Raw genomic sequence first — 16,876 nt, 5'->3', positions numbered from 1 at the left:
GAAATTTTATAACTAAATAAACCTAAACCCAAAATGAACGGATTCGCTTGTATTTCAACCCTGCTTAGTATTGATTTTTTCATCTTTTTACTATTTATATAGTGTAGTATCTCTGTTTTTATTAAAATTGCATTTTTAACTTAAAGACAACTTCTGATGGACAATTCTGAAAAACCCCCAATTACTTTCAATCAAATTCAAGCATTTATGGATGCGATAAAACCTTTCGTTGACTCGAATCAGGAAACAGAAAGAGAGAATAATCGGTTAGAACATGAAATTGCTAAAATGAGACTATTAGGCGATTCAAGAGCCGATGCACGTAATAAGTGGTTTGTCGGTAGCATACTTGTTGTGAGTGTTGTCGCTGTTAGTATTCTTAGTTATCACAATAAGTTAAGCGAAGGATTACTCACTATTTTCTCTATGCTCATCGGTGGTCTGTTCACTGCTTATGCCACTGCTATTAAGTGGGGGGCTGGAAAGAAAATATCCGATTCCAATACCGATAATGCCACTAATGAATGAGTTATTTTTTTTTAAACTTATTCTGTTAAGTTCTTTTATTAATGCCTTTATATCTTCATTCGCTACTGGTTCAACTGGTGGCGTTTTTTGTTCTATCTTCATAGCATAGGTAATTTTAATTGTTTACTATTGTCTTGTGTCGTCTCTCTCACTAGCTGTGCATGGAAATCTATCATTCTGCGTAGAATGGTAACTTTGTCCGTAAATTTTGGGGGAACTTCATTGATTGGGCAAAAAGAGTACGTTCTTAAAAATGCCTGATAGTCAGCATTAGAAATGAAATCTTTTTTCCAAGTGGTGACAAGGCCACTATAAAACTTTTTAGCATTGTCATAAACAGCCCTTAGTTCGTTTGGCTGTAATTCTGTTGTTTTTTTTGCTGATTGTACCATAGTGTTGGGGGTGGTGAAATAAATTTGTATCGAAAATGAAATAAATTTGAGTTACTTTTGTTATACTTGCGTGTCAATTATGATACGAAAGTAAAACAATTTATATCTAAATCAAACTTATTATAGTTTTTATTATAACAAATTATATTCACATGGAAACACTTAAGGAAAAAATTGAAGTAGGATTGCGTTTAAAGGGGGTAAACGCTAAAACAATGTGTGCCGAAATTGGCATAACAGAAGCTACTTTATACAATATTTATAAGAAAGAGAATGCTAACTATAAAACATTAAAGGCAATTTCTGATTATTTGAATGTTGGGCTAATTGAAGTTAAAAAAGATTATAGTCAAGCCCCTACCAACGATAAAGTATTAGAGTACTTTAAAAAAGAGAATGAGTTTTTGAAAGGATTTATACGAGAGAATCTTGCGATAAATTTTAATATTGTTAGTAGCTATGCGACGGTGCTAGGATGAGTTTTTTTTGCCCATACTAACACAGTTACTAACATAATACAAGTAAGGCACTTGTAAGTCGCTTATTTAGAATTGTTTAGCCTTCAAAGTCCGTTCTCGGCTCTGGGTACACAGTAAACAAATAAATGACCGTAATTAATTGATTTTCAGTTAGTTACGGTTTTTTGTTTTGTTGGGGTGGTGGGTTTGTTAGTAGGAGAGTTAGTAACTGATATTAGGAAGGTCATTTTTAGTCAAAATTTAAAATAATTTCCCAACATCTTTGGGTTTATTAGTCTCAACCCTTTCACCAATTGGAGCTAAAACAATAGAGGGAGAACCATCTAGCTTTTTCTTTAATCTTTGAATTTCATTTGTATCTAAATTAGATAAATATATGGTATCTTTCTCTCTAAAAGCCATTGGATGAACTTGTACATCTCTATTGCTAAAAGAAATGAATATATATTTGTTTTCATTTATATCAATATCTTTACTAATAATTTGGTATTCTATTCCAACACCACGTTCAAAATCATTGGCTCTATTGGCATATCCTTCTGATAGAACAATAATTACTTTATCACTCTTATAGATATATTCAAGCATCATACGTCTAAAATCTGTAGACGTTCTTTCATCGTTAATAGCTTTATCAAATGAAGCATCAAAACCTTGTCCTCTTAATGAATTAACTAATTGATGTACTTGTAATTGATGAGTTTCATCAATATTACCATCTTTGTCAACCCAACAATATGTCACAAATACTTTTATAGGGTTTTTAGCTGTCATTGTTATTTCAGTTAATATGGGTTCTTTAATTTGGTATTTTCTCTTCTCTTTGTTTTGTTCAAATTCAATTTTTCTGTCTTTTTTATCTTTAATTCTTTCAACTACCTCAACTCTATCTAAAGGATAAATTACATTAATTAAATTAACGATTTCTGTATAAAAATCAGTAGTATCTGTCCATATTCTCATTTCTTTTACCTCTTCTAAAAGCTCAATATGGCATATTTGATTTTGTTTTCCTGTAAAAGCTAAATAGTTTTTAAATAAATCTTCCTCTTCTTCAAAATGACAAAGGTTTAATATATTAACCTGTAGTCTTTGCATTAAGGCTGGATAAATAAACTGAAATTTTATTACCCAATAATAGTCCTTATTTTCCCATATATTTGGATAATGGCTAGGGCGTATCGGAAATAAATTAGGAATTAAATATTGATAAGCCCTCTGAATCTTTTCATTATAATTATACGAATTGTAAACTTTAGTCATAAGTTCACTTTTAATCATAAAGCTTTTAAATAACTTTTTTTCTTCTTCAATATAATTTCCCCATATTTTAGAAAAGTCATCACCTGAAAGTTTGCCACTAGTAGATTTAAGAGGATTGTTAGTTAGCCTAAGAGCTTCATATAAAGCATCTAATATCCATTCTGCTTGTAATATAATAACATCTTTATGTAATTCTTGAAAATAGCTAACTGTTCCTGTTCTGTTTAAATATGTTAGAAAAGATTTAATATCACTAATATCATTCTTCTCACAAATTTCTATATAAGTGTGAAAAGGAATAACTTTTTTGTCAACTCTTAGTTCTTCTAATATTTCAATAACCTTTAACCAGTTTAGTGGAAATTCTGCAATAGGATAATCTTCTAGTAAATTGTATAATTCTTCTTTTAATATCCCTTTGAATTTTCTTATTTCGCGACTGTCATTCTGACAATCTATTCGATAATGAGTAGGAATAAGCCTTATTTTCTTTAATCTAAACTCCTTAACCAATTCGCTTAATTTCTTTTCATCTGGTAACTCTTCATCATCAAATATATTGTTAATTATATTTTCTACTAACAATACAGTACTCTCTTTACCAAAATCAGCAATAAAATCTAGCCAATAATTAATAGGATGTTGTTCTTCTTGACTGCATAGTTTATTAGTCTGTTTAGTCCAAACTAAAACATATAAAGCTCTTTGTCCTAAAAATAGGCGATGTGTTCCATGAAAAATTTCTTGTCCACCAAAGTCCCAGATATTTACTTTTAAGTTCTCTAAGTCTCTTTCCCAAATATCTAAAGAAATACCGTGTGTACGGACTTTAGGTGTAATATCAGAAGGAGGTACACCATATTTTAAATGCTTATATAGCGTTGTTTTTCCAACGCAACCATCACCTAAGAACAATAATTTTGCAAATCTTTTGAGAGTACTACCCTTTTTATAATCTTCAATGAATGAACATAATTCATCAAAGTTATTTTCATTAATTTCGGCAGGAATAGGAAGTTGATTTCTATCAAGTCTAATTTTGTAAAGTAGGTGGTATTGAACAATTTTTTCAACTTCCTGTATATCTTGGATTTTATTTTCACTAAGGTCTAAATCTTCTAAGGATGGTAAATTTTCCAAGCCAGATAATTTTTCAAGTTGGTTATTACTAAGACTTAAATTATATAAACTTTGTAATTCTTCCAATCCGGTTATTTCTAGAATTTGATTATAACTGAGGTCTAATTTTTCTAAAACTATCAATTTTTCTAATCCTTGTATTTTTTGAATCTTATTATGGCTAAGTGTTAAATTTTTTAAATTCCTGAGATTTGCTATTCCTTGTATTTCTTGTATTTGATTGGTGTCAATATTCAAGATTTCTAGAGATATTAATGTGTCTAACCCTGATATTTCTTGAATTTGATTATTACTAAGCTCTAAATTTACCAAAACTGTTAAAGCTTCTAATCCTGATATTTCTTCAATTTGATTCGAGTCTAGTTTAAGTTTTGTTAAGTGGCTTAATGTTTCTAATCCTGATATTTTTTGAATGACGTTTTGGCTAATATCTAAGGATTTTAAAGATGTGAAAAATTCTAATCCTTCAATAATCTGGACTTGATTTCCCATAAGTTCTAGTGAATCTAAGGAAATTAATTCTTTTAAACCTTCTAATTTTTGTATTCGATTTAGACGGAGATTTAAGCTGTGTAAGTTTCTTAGGCAATCTAATCCCTCTAATTTTGGAATTTTATTATCACTTACATCTAATTCTTTTAAGTTTACTAGTGTATTTAATCCTCCTAACTGCTGAATTTCATTATTATTAAGGTGTAATTCATTTAACTTAATTAATTTTTCTAAACCAGTAATATTTGAAATTTTATTAAAGCTTAAGTTTAAATCCTCTAAGACAGTTAATGTTTCTAATTCTGCTATTTGTTTGATTTCATTTGAACTTAAATCTAAAAATCTTAGCTTAGTTGTATCTTTTAATCCTTTAATTTCTTTAATTTTATTTTTACTAAGATTTAGGGAATTTAGATTTACTAATGCTTCCAACCCTTTCATTTCTTGGATTTGATTTCCACTTAAGTGTAGGGTTTGTATTTCCTTTAATATATCAAGTCTTGAGATATTTTCTATTTGATTTTCACTAAGACTTAATACTTGTAATAAAACTAATGTCTCTAGCCCTTTTATTTCTTGGACTTTATTGGCACTTAGGATTAATTCCTTTAATTGGGTTAAAGATTCTAATCCTTTAATTTCATGAATTTTATTAGAACTAAGAATTAATTTTTGAAGATTGGTAAGTGTTTCTAACCCTTTTATCTCTTGAATATTATTAGAACCAAGAGTTAATTGTTGAAGATTGGTTAGTGCTTCTAATCCCTTTATCTCTTTAATTTTATTAGAATCAAGCTTTAAAGTTTTTAAAAATGTCAAAGTCTTAAGTCCTTCTATTTCTTGGATATTATTAGCACTAATTTTTAAAGTATGTAAATTTATTAATGATTCTAATCTTTCTATTTTTCGAATTCTATTACTACCGACTTCTAAAACTTGCAAGTTAGTTAGTGCTTCTAATTCTTTTAACTCCCGAATTTCATTACCAAAAATATCTAAAATTTGTAAATTTTTTAATGAGTTTAATCCTTTAATTTCTTGGATTTGATTAAATCCAACATTCAATATTTGTAAGTTAGTCAAAGGATATAATCCTTCTAATTCCTGAATTAGATTTTCACTTAAATTTAATACTTTTAAACTCGTAAGTGCTTTTAAACCTGATATTTTGTAAATAGAATTATCATTAAGATTTAATTCTTCTAGCTTAGTTAATTTTCCTAATTCAGGTATATTATGAAATTGATTATGGCTTAGATTTAATTTTTCTAAAGCAATTAAGGATTCTAATCCTGCGAATTCTGTGATTTGATTTCCACTAATATCTAGCTCTTTTAAATTGATTAATCCATCTGTAATTGTTGGGTTTTGGATTTGATTGAATTTAAGATTTAAAATATTTAAAGAATTCAAAGATTTTAATCCTTCTAAATTTTCAATCTGATTGTAGCTAATATCTAAATCCTGCAAATTTACTAATGTATGTAATCTTGTTATATCTTGAATTTGATTAGAACTAATATCTAATATTTGCAAATTTGTCAATGTTTCTATTCCTATAATTTCTTGAATTTGACAACCATTAAGTTTTAGAGAGCCTAATTGTAACAAATGTTTTAAAATGGATAATTCATTACCTGAAAATTTGTTTTTCTTCCCGTCGTTCTGTGAATTTGTCAACCTCTTTTTATATGTACAAAAGTAAGTTCTACCTAAGTTTATATCTTTAAGCCACTGACATTCCAATAATTCATTAGGCAATTCATATTCAAGTCCACAATTACCTAAATCTAAAAAAGGGTCTTTGGTTCTTTTATTTTGTTCAATTAATCGTAAGGCTAATTCAGACATAGCAAAAGCTTAAATGTTAGATAAGAATATATTTTCCAAAAATAGAAATTTAATCCCTCATATTAAACAAATTAATATTCAAAATGATGAATAAAAAAACAGCTCTAAAACCTGGTTTTAAAGCTGTCAGAAAGAAAAACGACAAAGTTTTTACTGAACAATACTTTCCATTTTTTTAGTCAAAACGGTAATCTCTCCGCTCAAAAATCTTTCTTGAAAATCTGAGAAGGCTTTTGTTCTTCTTACACTATCATATTTCGCTTTCCAGTCTCTATCGTCCCAGATAATGCCATTTATGTAGCCATTGATTTCATCTTGCGTAACAGCCCCTTTTAGATTCTTACGTAAAAAGCAGAAGGTTATTAAGTCGAAATTTTCCCAGTCTAAAGCATCGAATTCATTCATGTAGAATTCTGTCATTTCTTTTTCCTCCTTAATGGGAATAGTCTTTTTATGTCCCCTCAGAGTCTCCTGTGTGCGCGGGCTAAAGCTTAATAAAGGGACTCTGTGGAAATGTAAAGAAGTTCTCTCTTACCTATTTTGTTTAAGGTTTTGGGCATTACTTTATCTTATCTAAATTATAGGGAATCTGACTCCACCCGTTTTGCGGAACACTAATAAGTGTATCTGGAATAGTAATATTCCATAGAATCTCCGAATTATTGGGTTCCTCACAATTAAAACGTACCAAATATCTAGTATTTAAGTAAAATTTAGGATTGCCAATTGCTGTTGACTTACTTAATCCATTGCCATCACTACCTGAGTAAAATTTGTCTTTATAGATTAAATCGTAATCTAGTGTCATAAAAGAAGAAAACCCGCCTGAAATACTTTTGGGTTTTACGATAGTATATCGAGGACAGTTATCTATTCTCATCTTTTTTTGTCTATAAAATAACCAGCCTATAAAGAATAATATACCCCAGAATAAATATTTGTAAATTTCATTTGGCAGACTCAAATATTTCTTCCTTGACATATTCAATTGAAATAGTTTGATAGATTCGAAAATATAATTTCTTGCATTGGTTGAAACGTCTCCAAATGTAATAAGAATTTTTTCTCAGCGTTCAGAATCTTCTATGCACGTAAGCCAAAGCTTAGCAGTAGCAAAGGGTAAAAGACATCACCGCCCAACCCCCAACACCAACCCATCAATCACCTCCCCGAAATACCGGCCGTTATAAGGCCCGAACCAGTTCATTTCCTGGGTTTCCATTTTATGTTCGTCATAATACTGGTCGGGTGTAATATAGCCCACGTAGCCGCCATTAAACGAGGTGATAATCAGGTTTTTGCCCAGCTTTTCGGCTGCTGAATCAGACAAACCAGAGAGCATCCCCGAATAATCGCAGGGAGTCCCGATCCAGACCATATCGCCGATACGCAAGGCATTGATGCCCACTTCCTGCTTACCCATCAGCCAGTTAAATACCCACGGACGGATACGGATATGTTTACTTAACCGCAGTTGAGGTTCATGCAAGGCCAACGGAAAATACACTGTTCGTATCAAAGAAGTAGTATCTGTTTTCAACGAGCTTGTGCCGGTTTCAATCAGATTAGCCAGATTTGCAGCAATCAGTTCCGCTTTCTCATAAGCCTCAGCACTATTTTCTTCCGGACGCATACTACCTACGGCTCCTGCAAAAAAAGCAGCAAAATTATATAATCCCGATTTCTCCAGATTGCTCACCAACATACCCGGATAGTCAGCACTTATCCGGTTATCAGCCTTCGGAATATCCGTTGGGTGGGCTGCATAAGTAAGCACCAAGGCTGTTTCCTTGTTGGCTTTTTCTATCTTCATAATCCGCAGCCAGGGGTCTTCCAAAGCCGATTCTCCAAATAAGCGATTAGTTACATACTCTCTGGCATTGATTTTCTGAAAGCCAAGCTGGCAGGCAGAAGCCGTAGCCTCCGCTTTTTTGACACTTCTTACAATAGTTTCAGCAATGGTTTTAATCATCCGCTTATTCATAGGCCCCGCCATCGCCCGGCCAGCTAATCCCCCCGCCCAACCACCAGCACTGCTATGCGTATGTGTGGCACTGAAATAAATATTCTCCCGACCAAAACCCAGTTTACCAAGCGCCGGAATCACCTGCGCTACCACCAACGGAGGCGCAATCAGCAAATCCATCGTAATCATGGCTACCTTTTGTCGGCCATTATCCAACACAACAGACCGCACATAAATACTATCATGCACCGCCGCTGCCGGATTATCACGAAGACCATAGCCTGCTATGTAAGTCTCATTATTCGTAGCAATAATTTCTTTACTCCACCCAGCCTTAAGCCCCGTTCCGTATCCACCATTGACTTTAAGCGTATTGAGTTGGCTCCTGGTAGCAGCATAATAATCGGTCTCCTCAAGCGGACGGTTATCATTAAACGTAAACAGACTCACTGCCAGTACAGCCAGCACAGCAATAAGCCAAGTGAATATTTTAATGAGTTTTTTCAATGGGGGTGAGGGGGGGGTATTGCGTTCTTTTGTTCTCTTCAATCAATTGCAAAGCTAATGCAAACATAGCAAAGGTTTTAAAAATGGTAAGGTATGGAATCTGTTTCAAAAATAGAGATTAAATCTTGTATATTAAACGATTTCACCTCATTACCTGCCAGATAAAACAATTATAGAAAAAGCCTGTTTCCTGATGAGACAATAGGTTCTGAGTTTTTTCTGGAACATACAATTCTATAAATAACTTGTTTCTTACACTTACAGATAATTATTTTGTCTGGACAAAATGAGCGAAGGAAAATCAACACAAAAATAAACCAGAAAAATGTTCGATAATAAGGATTACACTAAAATGACACTTGAAGAATTAATGGTAGAGGAGAAAAAAATGAAATCACAACGAGTCCTGACGGCTGTATTCATAGGTTTCCTGTTTGGCATTGCTATTTATTCTGCCACAAATAAAGGATTTATCCTGCCTGTTTTTTTGATGATAATTGCTTTCATGCTTGGCCGCAGAAATTCCCAGGCCATGAAAAACCTACAGTCTGAAATAAACCTGAGGAATGGTGAGAAGTAAGCATCCGATTACTTAGCCCCATTTTTACGAATAGCTGTCGCTTTATCAAAAGTGGTCAGACAACTATCCAGCGGTTGCCCTTGTTTGTAGATACAGTCGCAAAAATCCTGACAAGCCGCAGGATTTTTGCTACCTGCACATTGATTTCTGCACTCTTCTTCAGAGTTACCGGGTCCGATTTCAAACAAACCAATATAGGAGGCGGAGGGTCGGGCAATGCAAATAAAAAGTCCAAAGGTTTCAGCAAAACAAATTTGATAGGAAATATAAGGGTGGCTACAATGCTTTTCCAGACTACAGGAGAGTCAACTCCCGGAAAGACGTCACCATTCATCGGAAAAAGTCGTACTTCCGATCCCAGAATGGAATTAGAAATAAACTGAAATACAAATGCCGAAACGACGAAGTACATAACGAATCGGGTTCTTTAAATCTTCATGCTAGTAGGAGTTAAAAGTACTCTGTTTTTAAAATCTAAGCGAGCCATTTCAGATTTCAAAGTATTTCAGGAAAATTTATTGTTGTTTCGACAGAGTCTCCCGTGTGCGATTGCCAAAAGCCATGCAAGGGGACTCTGTCGCAGGAGTACCTTGTCCTGAAGTATATTTACCCAAAATATTATAGGATAAGACAATTCAAAGAAAAAACTTAATATTTCTTTATTGTCTTTTTTTTAGATATTGATAATAGTTTGCTACTTTTGCTTCTGATTGAGATAAATGCTCATAGATACTCTTTAAAACTATTATCAAATGAAAAATGTACGTTTTTTCAGGCTTTTAAGTCTGGCGGTTCTGATGTCGTTGAGCTTGTCTGTCTTTGCTCAAAAGAAATCGGGAGGTATGACACTCTACACAGTTCGCAACGAAATGGGTAAAGACCCAAAGGCTACCTTGAAGCAAGTGGCTGACCTGGGTTTTAAATACATAGAAGCAGTAGATTATAAAGATGGCAAATTTTATGGAATGGCTCCCGACGAATTCAAATCTTATCTGAAAAGTCTGGGGCTTACACCGATTTCGGTTCACATGGGGTCTATGACTCTCGACAATGCCGATAAACTGGTAGCTGATGTGAAAGCCGCTGGTTTTAAATATTTTATCGCTCCGGTGCCACCGATGGGTATGTTTAAATATGATCCCAAGGCCAAAAGTTTATCGATGGATCCTGATGTAGAGAAACTGGCTAATATCCTTAATACTATCGCACATAAAGCAAAGGATGCCGGACTGGAATTTTTGTATCACAACCATAATTTTGAGTTCGAAAAAAATAAAGACGGCATCATACCGATAGATTATTTGTTGGAACACTTAGACCCGAAATACGTGAATTTTCAGATGGACTTATATTGGGTAACCAAAGCAGGCGTTGACCCTGTGGATTATTTCAAAAAATATCCGGGCCGTTTCAAAATCTGGCATGTGAAAGATATGGATGCAGAAGGACGATTTGCCCCTGTTGGACAAGGCAAAATTGATTTCAAAAGAATCCTTGATAACAAAAAACTCTCTGGTATGAAATATTACATAGTAGAGCAAGACCAGACCTTCGACGGCATGCAACCATTCGAAGCTCTTAAATTAAGCAAAGAGGGTTTGAAGAAATTTGGATTTGAGTGATTGGAGTAAGATTCTGATTTGTATTTGGTACTGAAATAGGTTTATGTGAGCCGATTTCAGTACCAGACACTCAAAAATATTTTAAGGCTCTACATCCCTCTCAATATCCTCAGCCCATTCCCATTCATCCTCTTTACTATTTCTCCAAGCTCGCCAGCCATATCGCAAATGATATATTTCGTTGATAGTAGAATCAAGTTTCGTGATTTCTTCTAAACATACCAGTTTAGCATCATCCAAGTCCGGTTCTAAGCTGGTGTGAAATTGCCAGTCACCATCTTCATTATGATAAACGTATAAAATCGGCTCACCTTCAAATGCCTGTCTGGTGGTATATACGCCTAAATTTCTTTCTTCGTAAAATTTAAAATCAGTATTTCTATCGAGTAACGGTTGCCTGAACTTCCAGTCAGGATTAAAACCCTCATCCCAAGGAAAATTATTTTCTTTGTCAGGCCAGACCAATTGCAGAACCGGAAAATCAAAACTCATGTCATAAAACCATCCGGCATACCCCAGATAGTCAGCATAAAATGCTTTATCCACCTCGACAAACTGAACGTCATACCCTTCCAGAAAACCAGTATATAATTGGTTTGGTGTCAATGATTCACCGTTCTTTACCAGATCACGCGCATGATTGACGATAAATCCCATTACATCAGTCTTCAAACCAAAACAAATAATTTCAGGATGTCCATAGTTTTTATACAAGCCAATCGAATAAACAAAACCGGGTAAATAATTATCAGGCTCAATCAGGGCAAGATGACATCCATAATTCTCTATATCGGCAAGTATAGCCTTTTTTGATTCAATATCGTGTTGAGTGTGGTGGTTGTTCATAGATGATTAATGTGGGTTATATCCTCTCAAAGCTCTGCATTGGATACCTAAAGATAAGTATGGCAACTAAAGCAGGTGGCAATTAAAAAGGCAATTTAATCAATAGCCCCCATTTTTAAATGGGGTAGTAAAAGGAAAAATATCCTTATTGGCTTTAGCCAAACACCCTTTCGTCTCTTTCCCTTTGCCCTTCCCAACATTTTTCGTATTTTCCCATCCAAATCACTAATACCCATCACTCAGAAACAAACGCATGAAAAAAATCTCCTCTCTATTCCTTGTCTTTTTATTAGCGCTCGCAGGCATACAAGCCGCACAAGCACAGAAAGTACACATTACCGACACCGACCCGTCCATCAAACCCGGCGACAACTTCTTTATGTTTGTCAATGGCAAATGGTACAATTCAGTAGAAATTCCTTCTACCCAGACAGGCGTGGGTTCTTATTCATTCATGAATTTCCCACAGCGTATCCGTATGCAAGCCATTCTCGATAGCGTTTCGGCCGCTAAAAGCGCTGCCGGAAGCAACGAACAGAAAGTAGGAGATTTCTACGCCTCAGGCTTAGACATCGCCACTATCAACAAACGCGGCTATGAGCCAATAAAACCATTGTTGAAAAGCATTGACGGCATCAAAGATGTGGCATCGCTGATGAAATTTGTGACCGAACAACAGAAGACTAATAATTACTCAATTATCGGCTTTCGTGTAGGCCCTGATATTAAAAATAGTGCCATCAACATTGCCAATTTATCGCAAACAGGCATCGGCTTACCCGAAAGAGACTATTATTTCAAAACCGATTCTTCTACCATTGGTATTCAGAAAGCCTATCAGACTTACCTCACTACCTTGTTTAAACTATCGGGTACTGAGGCATCGGCTGCTGCCAAAATGGCGTCTGCCGCTTATGGCATTGAGAAAGAACTGGCGGCATCGCACAAAACCAATATTGAGCGCAGAAATGTGCAGGCCAATTACAACAAAATGAAACTGGCCGACATCGTAGCCAAACAACCAAATATCGGTTGGGTGGCCTATTTCAGTGGTTTAGGCTTGAAAGTAGACACGCTGAATATGCAACAACCAGCCTACTACGACCGCCTGAATGCTTTATTAGCCTCAGCCTCTATCGAAGACTGGAAAGCCTACCTGAAAGCAAAATTGCTCACATCCTATGCCGATTTTCTGAGCGAACCTTTCACCAAAGCCTCTTTTGAATATTCTAAAATCCTGACAGGACAAGCCACTCAAAAACCACGCGGCGAGGAAATCACCGAAGCCGTAGACCGTTCGTTGGGGCATCTGCTGGCACAGCTATACGTGAAAAAATACTTCCCGGAAGAAGCCAAAAAACGGATGCGCGTATTGGTTGATAACCTGAAAACAGCCTTTGAAGCCCGCATTACCCGTCTCGATTGGATGAGCGATGAAACCAAGGCAAAAGCCAAAGAAAAACTATACGCCTTCACCGAAAAAATCGGTTATCCTGATAAATGGAGAGACTACTCAGCCGTAAAAATCAATCGTGGTACTTATTTTGAAAACCGTCTGGCTACCAGTAAGAACGATTTTGCCTATATGGTATCCAAATTAGGCAAAGCCGTTGACCGCACCGAGTGGGGCACTACGCCGCCAACCGTAACGGCCTACAATAACCCTCCGCTGAACGAAATCGTTTTCCCGGCAGGAATCCTGCAACCCCCGTATTTTGATTTAAATGCCGACGATGCCCTTAATTACGGAGGCATAGGCATGGTAATCGGGCATGAAATCACTCACTCATTCGACGACCAGGGAGCGCAATTCGACAAAGTAGGTAACGTAAAAAACTGGTGGAAAGAAGATGATTTCAAGAAGTTTAAAGCCCGTACCCAACAGGTAATCGATCAGTACAACCAATATACCGTATTAGACTCAGTACACGTAAAAGGCGCCCTGACCGTAGGCGAAAACACCGCAGACATCGCCGGAATAGCCATTGCCTTCGACGCCTTCAAACTGACCGACCAATACAAAAAAGGAGAAAAAATAGACGGTTTTACCCCAGAGCAGCGCTTCTTTATTTCAATCGCCCGCATCTGGCGCGTAAAAACCAAAGACGCCTTCATGCGCATGTACGTAAACACCAACCCGCACTCTCCAGCCATCTGGCGAGTAAACGGCCCATTAATGAACTTCACCCCATTCTATCAGGCATTCAACGTCCAACCGGGCGATAAGATGTATAAGCCTGAGAGTGAGAGGATTGTGGTTTGGTAGGGGATTAGTATAAGGAGATAGAAAAGACCGTAACTTGCTTTTGGGGTTACGGTCTTTTTGGTTTAATGGGTTTGGGTTTGAAACGTAAAACTATTTTATCTAAAAAGTTGCCGTAAAATAAATACAAGATTAAATGTTATTATAAAATTTATTAAACGGCTATATTGTTGAATTAAAATATTATGTAATTACAAATTGTAGCAAAATCAAGATTTCTATCATAAATAACTATAAACTTAATGGAAAATGAATATGCTATAGGTATTATAGAGAATTGTATAAGAAAGCAAATTCCGATTTTAGAATTAGGCAATTGTGGACTTGATGATAATAGCTTTAAAAGTAATACCGAAATTTATCGATTATTGAAGAAATGCTCTCATATAAAAGTTCTAAACTTAAGTAACGAATGGTATGAATATAATTCATTCAGTATAGGTTGGAGATACTTTGTTTCAGGAAATACTCATTTTAAAAATAATATTTTAGAAGTTCCGGAAATTATAATGGATATTGATAGTGTTAATAAACTAATTATTTCAAATTTCAAAGGTTTGTATAATATCTTGCCTATCAATAATCTTAAAAATTTAAAAGAGCTATATATTTCTGCTAACAGTATCTTCAATATTGAAAGCTTAAAGTCTCTTTCTAATTTAGAAGTACTTGATTTAGGTACAAATTCAATAAATGATATATCACCATTAGAAAACTTAAAAAACCTAAAGATTCTTTCATTATTAAATAACAATATTTCAAATATTGAACCTTTAGGAAAACTAGAAAAAATGGTGTCTTTAGATTTAAGACACAATGCAATACCTGATATTAGGCCATTGTTAACTCTATTAATCAATGGAATTCATCTTGAAGATAAAACAGTAGGCACGGTTGATTCTGGGATAAATATTGCTGGTAACCCTTTACATACACCACCAAGAGAAATATTAAAGAAAGGTGCCGATTTTGTAATAAATTATATACAGACTATAGAAAATAGAGCATCTAAGCCACTTAATGAAGTCAAGGTTTTACTTATTGGAGATGGAATGTCAGGTAAAACTTCATTAGTTAAAGCTCTTTGTAATATACCATTCTATGATAAAGAATCTCAAACACATGGAATTAAAATTAGAAATGAAAAAATAGTAATTAAAGATGAAATATTAACTGTTCATTTCTGGGATTTTGGTGGTCAAGAAATAATGCATGCCACGCATCAATTTTTCCTGACAAGAAGAAGTGTCTATCTTTTAGTTCTGGATGGTAGAAAAGAAGAAAAACCTGAATATTGGTTAAAACACATTCAAGCTTTTGGAGGCAATTCCCCCGTATTAATAATATTGAATAAAATAGACGAAAATTCATCGTATGATGTAGATTCTAAAGATTTAAAATCAAAATATCCTAATATTATTGGTTTTTTTAAAGTTTCATGCAAAGAAAGAAAAATAGGAATAGAGAGATTAAAAGACGCCCTTTTTAGTGAACTATACAATGTTGATTTGAGAAAGACAGCATTTAGCCCCGAATGGTTTGCTATTAAAGAAAATCTAACCTCACTTAATAAAGCATTTATAAACTATAACGAATATATTGATTTATGTTATAGAAATAATGTTAATGATGATAAGTCTATTGAAACTCTTTTAAGTTTTTTTCATGATTTAGGAGTGATATTTCATTTTCCTAAGTTAAAACATTATGATACACAAGTGTTAAATCCTTTGTGGCTAACAAATGCTGTTTATAAAATTATTAATTCAAGCTTGGTAGCGCAACAGTTTGGTGAATTTAATGTTGATCAGTTACCAGAAATTTTTGCTGAACAAAAATATTTACCTAAAGACGAAGATGAGAGAAAGGCATTTAATAATTTTATCTTCCCCAAAGAAAAATATTTATTTATTACTAAAGTAATGGAGGAGTTTGAAATTTGTTATAGTTTAGAAGATAAAAATAATCATTTTATTATTCCGGACCTGTTGCCGGTAAATCAAATAGGTAATTTAGAAATAGACAACTATTTGCTTCACTATGTTATTGAATATAAGTTTCTTCCGCCCTCATTGTTCTCAAGATTTATTGTTCAAACTAATGATAAGATTAAAAATAATATAAAATGGAGAACAGGATTACAAATTCAATCTGTTGAAATATTTGGCAGATCCGAAGCATTAATAAAGGTGGATAAAGAAGATAGAAAAATTGATATATTTGTTAGTGGTGAAAAAAGGAGAGAGCTACTCACATATATCAGAAGTGTCTTCCAAAACCTACATCAAACTTATGAAAGTTTAAAAAATAGTGTAAATGTTAAAGAATCACTAGTTATATCAATAGATCCATTTGTAACTATCCCATTTTTGCAAATAGACAAATACATTGAAAAGAATATTAAAGAGTATTTTGATTATTTAACTGAAAAAACCTATAACATCAATGAGCTATCTGGAATAATCGAAAACCCTAATTACAAATTATTAAAACAGGAAAGTAAAGTTAATATATTTATTTCTTATAGTAGAACAAAAGTAAAATTCAGAGATAGTTTTGAAACAGCGATTCATCTTTTAAAGCAGGAACTACTTGAGAGTTGGTATGACGAACAAATGAATATAAGTGTAGATTGGCAAAATGAAATCGACGAAAAGCTTGAAAAATCAAATATTGTAGTTTGCTTACTAAGTAAAGAGTATTTCTCATCAATATATTGTACATATGAGACGCAAAAAGCTATGGAAATGAAGAAAATTATATATCCAATATTAATTAATGATTGCGCTTGGAAAGACACTCCTTTCGCAAAAATTAATGGACATTATAAAGCAATAGAGCCGATTCCCAAAGCTCAAAGAGATAGAGTTTGGAATGAAGTTTATGAAGGGATTAAAAAAATGATATTAAAACATTAATAATATTTGTCATATCTTGAATTACTCTC

General features: G+C 33.9%; 13 protein-coding genes. 6 read left to right on the top strand and 7 right to left on the bottom strand.

What is annotated here, in order from left to right; all coding sequences use genetic code 11:
* Nucleotides 1–156: 156 nt before the first annotated feature.
* A complete protein-coding gene (locus ACYVFA_RS20950; RefSeq protein WP_460473812.1) occupies nt 157–528 on the top strand; it encodes a hypothetical protein in 372 nt (123 codons plus the stop codon).
* A gap of 98 nt (nt 529–626) precedes the next feature.
* Here the strand turns inward: ACYVFA_RS20950 and ACYVFA_RS20945 are convergent, their stop codons facing one another.
* Nucleotides 627–920, bottom strand: a complete 294-nt coding sequence (locus tag ACYVFA_RS20945) for a hypothetical protein (RefSeq protein ID WP_460473811.1) — start codon at nt 918–920, stop codon at nt 627–629.
* Between the two features lie 152 nt (nt 921–1,072).
* Here ACYVFA_RS20945 and ACYVFA_RS20940 point away from each other — a divergent pair, with 152 nt between their 5' ends.
* Nucleotides 1,073–1,399, top strand: coding sequence for a helix-turn-helix domain-containing protein (locus ACYVFA_RS20940; RefSeq protein WP_460473810.1), 327 nt, complete (start codon nt 1,073–1,075; stop codon nt 1,397–1,399).
* A gap of 240 nt (nt 1,400–1,639) precedes the next feature.
* Here the strand turns inward: ACYVFA_RS20940 and ACYVFA_RS20935 are convergent, their stop codons facing one another.
* The 4 genes from ACYVFA_RS20935 to ACYVFA_RS20920 form a co-directional block, all read right to left on the bottom strand.
* Nucleotides 1,640–6,145, bottom strand: coding sequence for a leucine-rich repeat protein (locus ACYVFA_RS20935; RefSeq protein ID WP_460473809.1), 4,506 nt, complete (start codon nt 6,143–6,145; stop codon nt 1,640–1,642).
* A 150-nt stretch (nt 6,146–6,295) separates the two neighbouring features.
* The gene (locus tag ACYVFA_RS20930) at nt 6,296–6,565 is read right to left on the bottom strand and encodes a hypothetical protein (RefSeq protein ID WP_460473808.1); all 270 of its coding nucleotides are present in this window, start codon (nt 6,563–6,565) and stop codon (nt 6,296–6,298) included.
* A 139-nt stretch (nt 6,566–6,704) separates the two neighbouring features.
* The gene (locus tag ACYVFA_RS20925; RefSeq protein WP_460473807.1) at nt 6,705–7,127 is read right to left on the bottom strand and encodes a hypothetical protein; all 423 of its coding nucleotides are present in this window, start codon (nt 7,125–7,127) and stop codon (nt 6,705–6,707) included.
* 147 nt (nt 7,128–7,274) lie between these two features.
* The gene (locus ACYVFA_RS20920; RefSeq protein ID WP_460473806.1) at nt 7,275–8,618 is read right to left on the bottom strand and encodes a neutral/alkaline non-lysosomal ceramidase N-terminal domain-containing protein; all 1,344 of its coding nucleotides are present in this window, start codon (nt 8,616–8,618) and stop codon (nt 7,275–7,277) included.
* Between the two features lie 325 nt (nt 8,619–8,943).
* On the opposite strand from ACYVFA_RS20920, the gene ACYVFA_RS20915 reads away from it, so the two are divergent.
* On the top strand, nt 8,944–9,198 hold the full coding sequence (locus tag ACYVFA_RS20915) for a hypothetical protein (protein WP_460473805.1): 255 nt from the start codon (nt 8,944–8,946) through the stop codon (nt 9,196–9,198).
* 55 nt (nt 9,199–9,253) lie between these two features.
* Here ACYVFA_RS20915 and ACYVFA_RS20910 read toward each other — a convergent pair whose 3' ends face one another.
* Nucleotides 9,254–9,610, bottom strand: coding sequence for a hypothetical protein (locus ACYVFA_RS20910; protein ID WP_460473804.1), 357 nt, complete (start codon nt 9,608–9,610; stop codon nt 9,254–9,256).
* Nucleotides 9,611–9,950: 340 nt separating this feature from the next.
* On the opposite strand from ACYVFA_RS20910, the gene ACYVFA_RS20905 reads away from it, so the two are divergent.
* Complete coding sequence (locus ACYVFA_RS20905; RefSeq protein WP_460473803.1) at nt 9,951–10,820, top strand: sugar phosphate isomerase/epimerase family protein; 870 nt, start codon at nt 9,951–9,953, stop codon at nt 10,818–10,820.
* 81 nt (nt 10,821–10,901) lie between these two features.
* Here the strand turns inward: ACYVFA_RS20905 and ACYVFA_RS20900 are convergent, their stop codons facing one another.
* The gene (locus ACYVFA_RS20900; protein ID WP_460473802.1) at nt 10,902–11,666 is read right to left on the bottom strand and encodes a DUF4262 domain-containing protein; all 765 of its coding nucleotides are present in this window, start codon (nt 11,664–11,666) and stop codon (nt 10,902–10,904) included.
* A gap of 253 nt (nt 11,667–11,919) precedes the next feature.
* Here ACYVFA_RS20900 and ACYVFA_RS20895 point away from each other — a divergent pair, with 253 nt between their 5' ends.
* Both ACYVFA_RS20895 and ACYVFA_RS20890 read left to right on the top strand, forming a co-directional pair.
* The gene (locus ACYVFA_RS20895) at nt 11,920–13,932 is read left to right on the top strand and encodes a M13 family metallopeptidase (protein WP_460473801.1); all 2,013 of its coding nucleotides are present in this window, start codon (nt 11,920–11,922) and stop codon (nt 13,930–13,932) included.
* 239 nt (nt 13,933–14,171) lie between these two features.
* Nucleotides 14,172–16,847, top strand: coding sequence for a COR domain-containing protein (locus tag ACYVFA_RS20890; RefSeq protein ID WP_460473800.1), 2,676 nt, complete (start codon nt 14,172–14,174; stop codon nt 16,845–16,847).
* Nucleotides 16,848–16,876: the final 29 nt, after the last annotated feature.

The organism is Emticicia fontis, from assembly GCF_054779675.1.
Note: the sequence above shows the minus strand (reverse complement) of the source record. Positions and strands in the feature narration are given on the sequence as shown.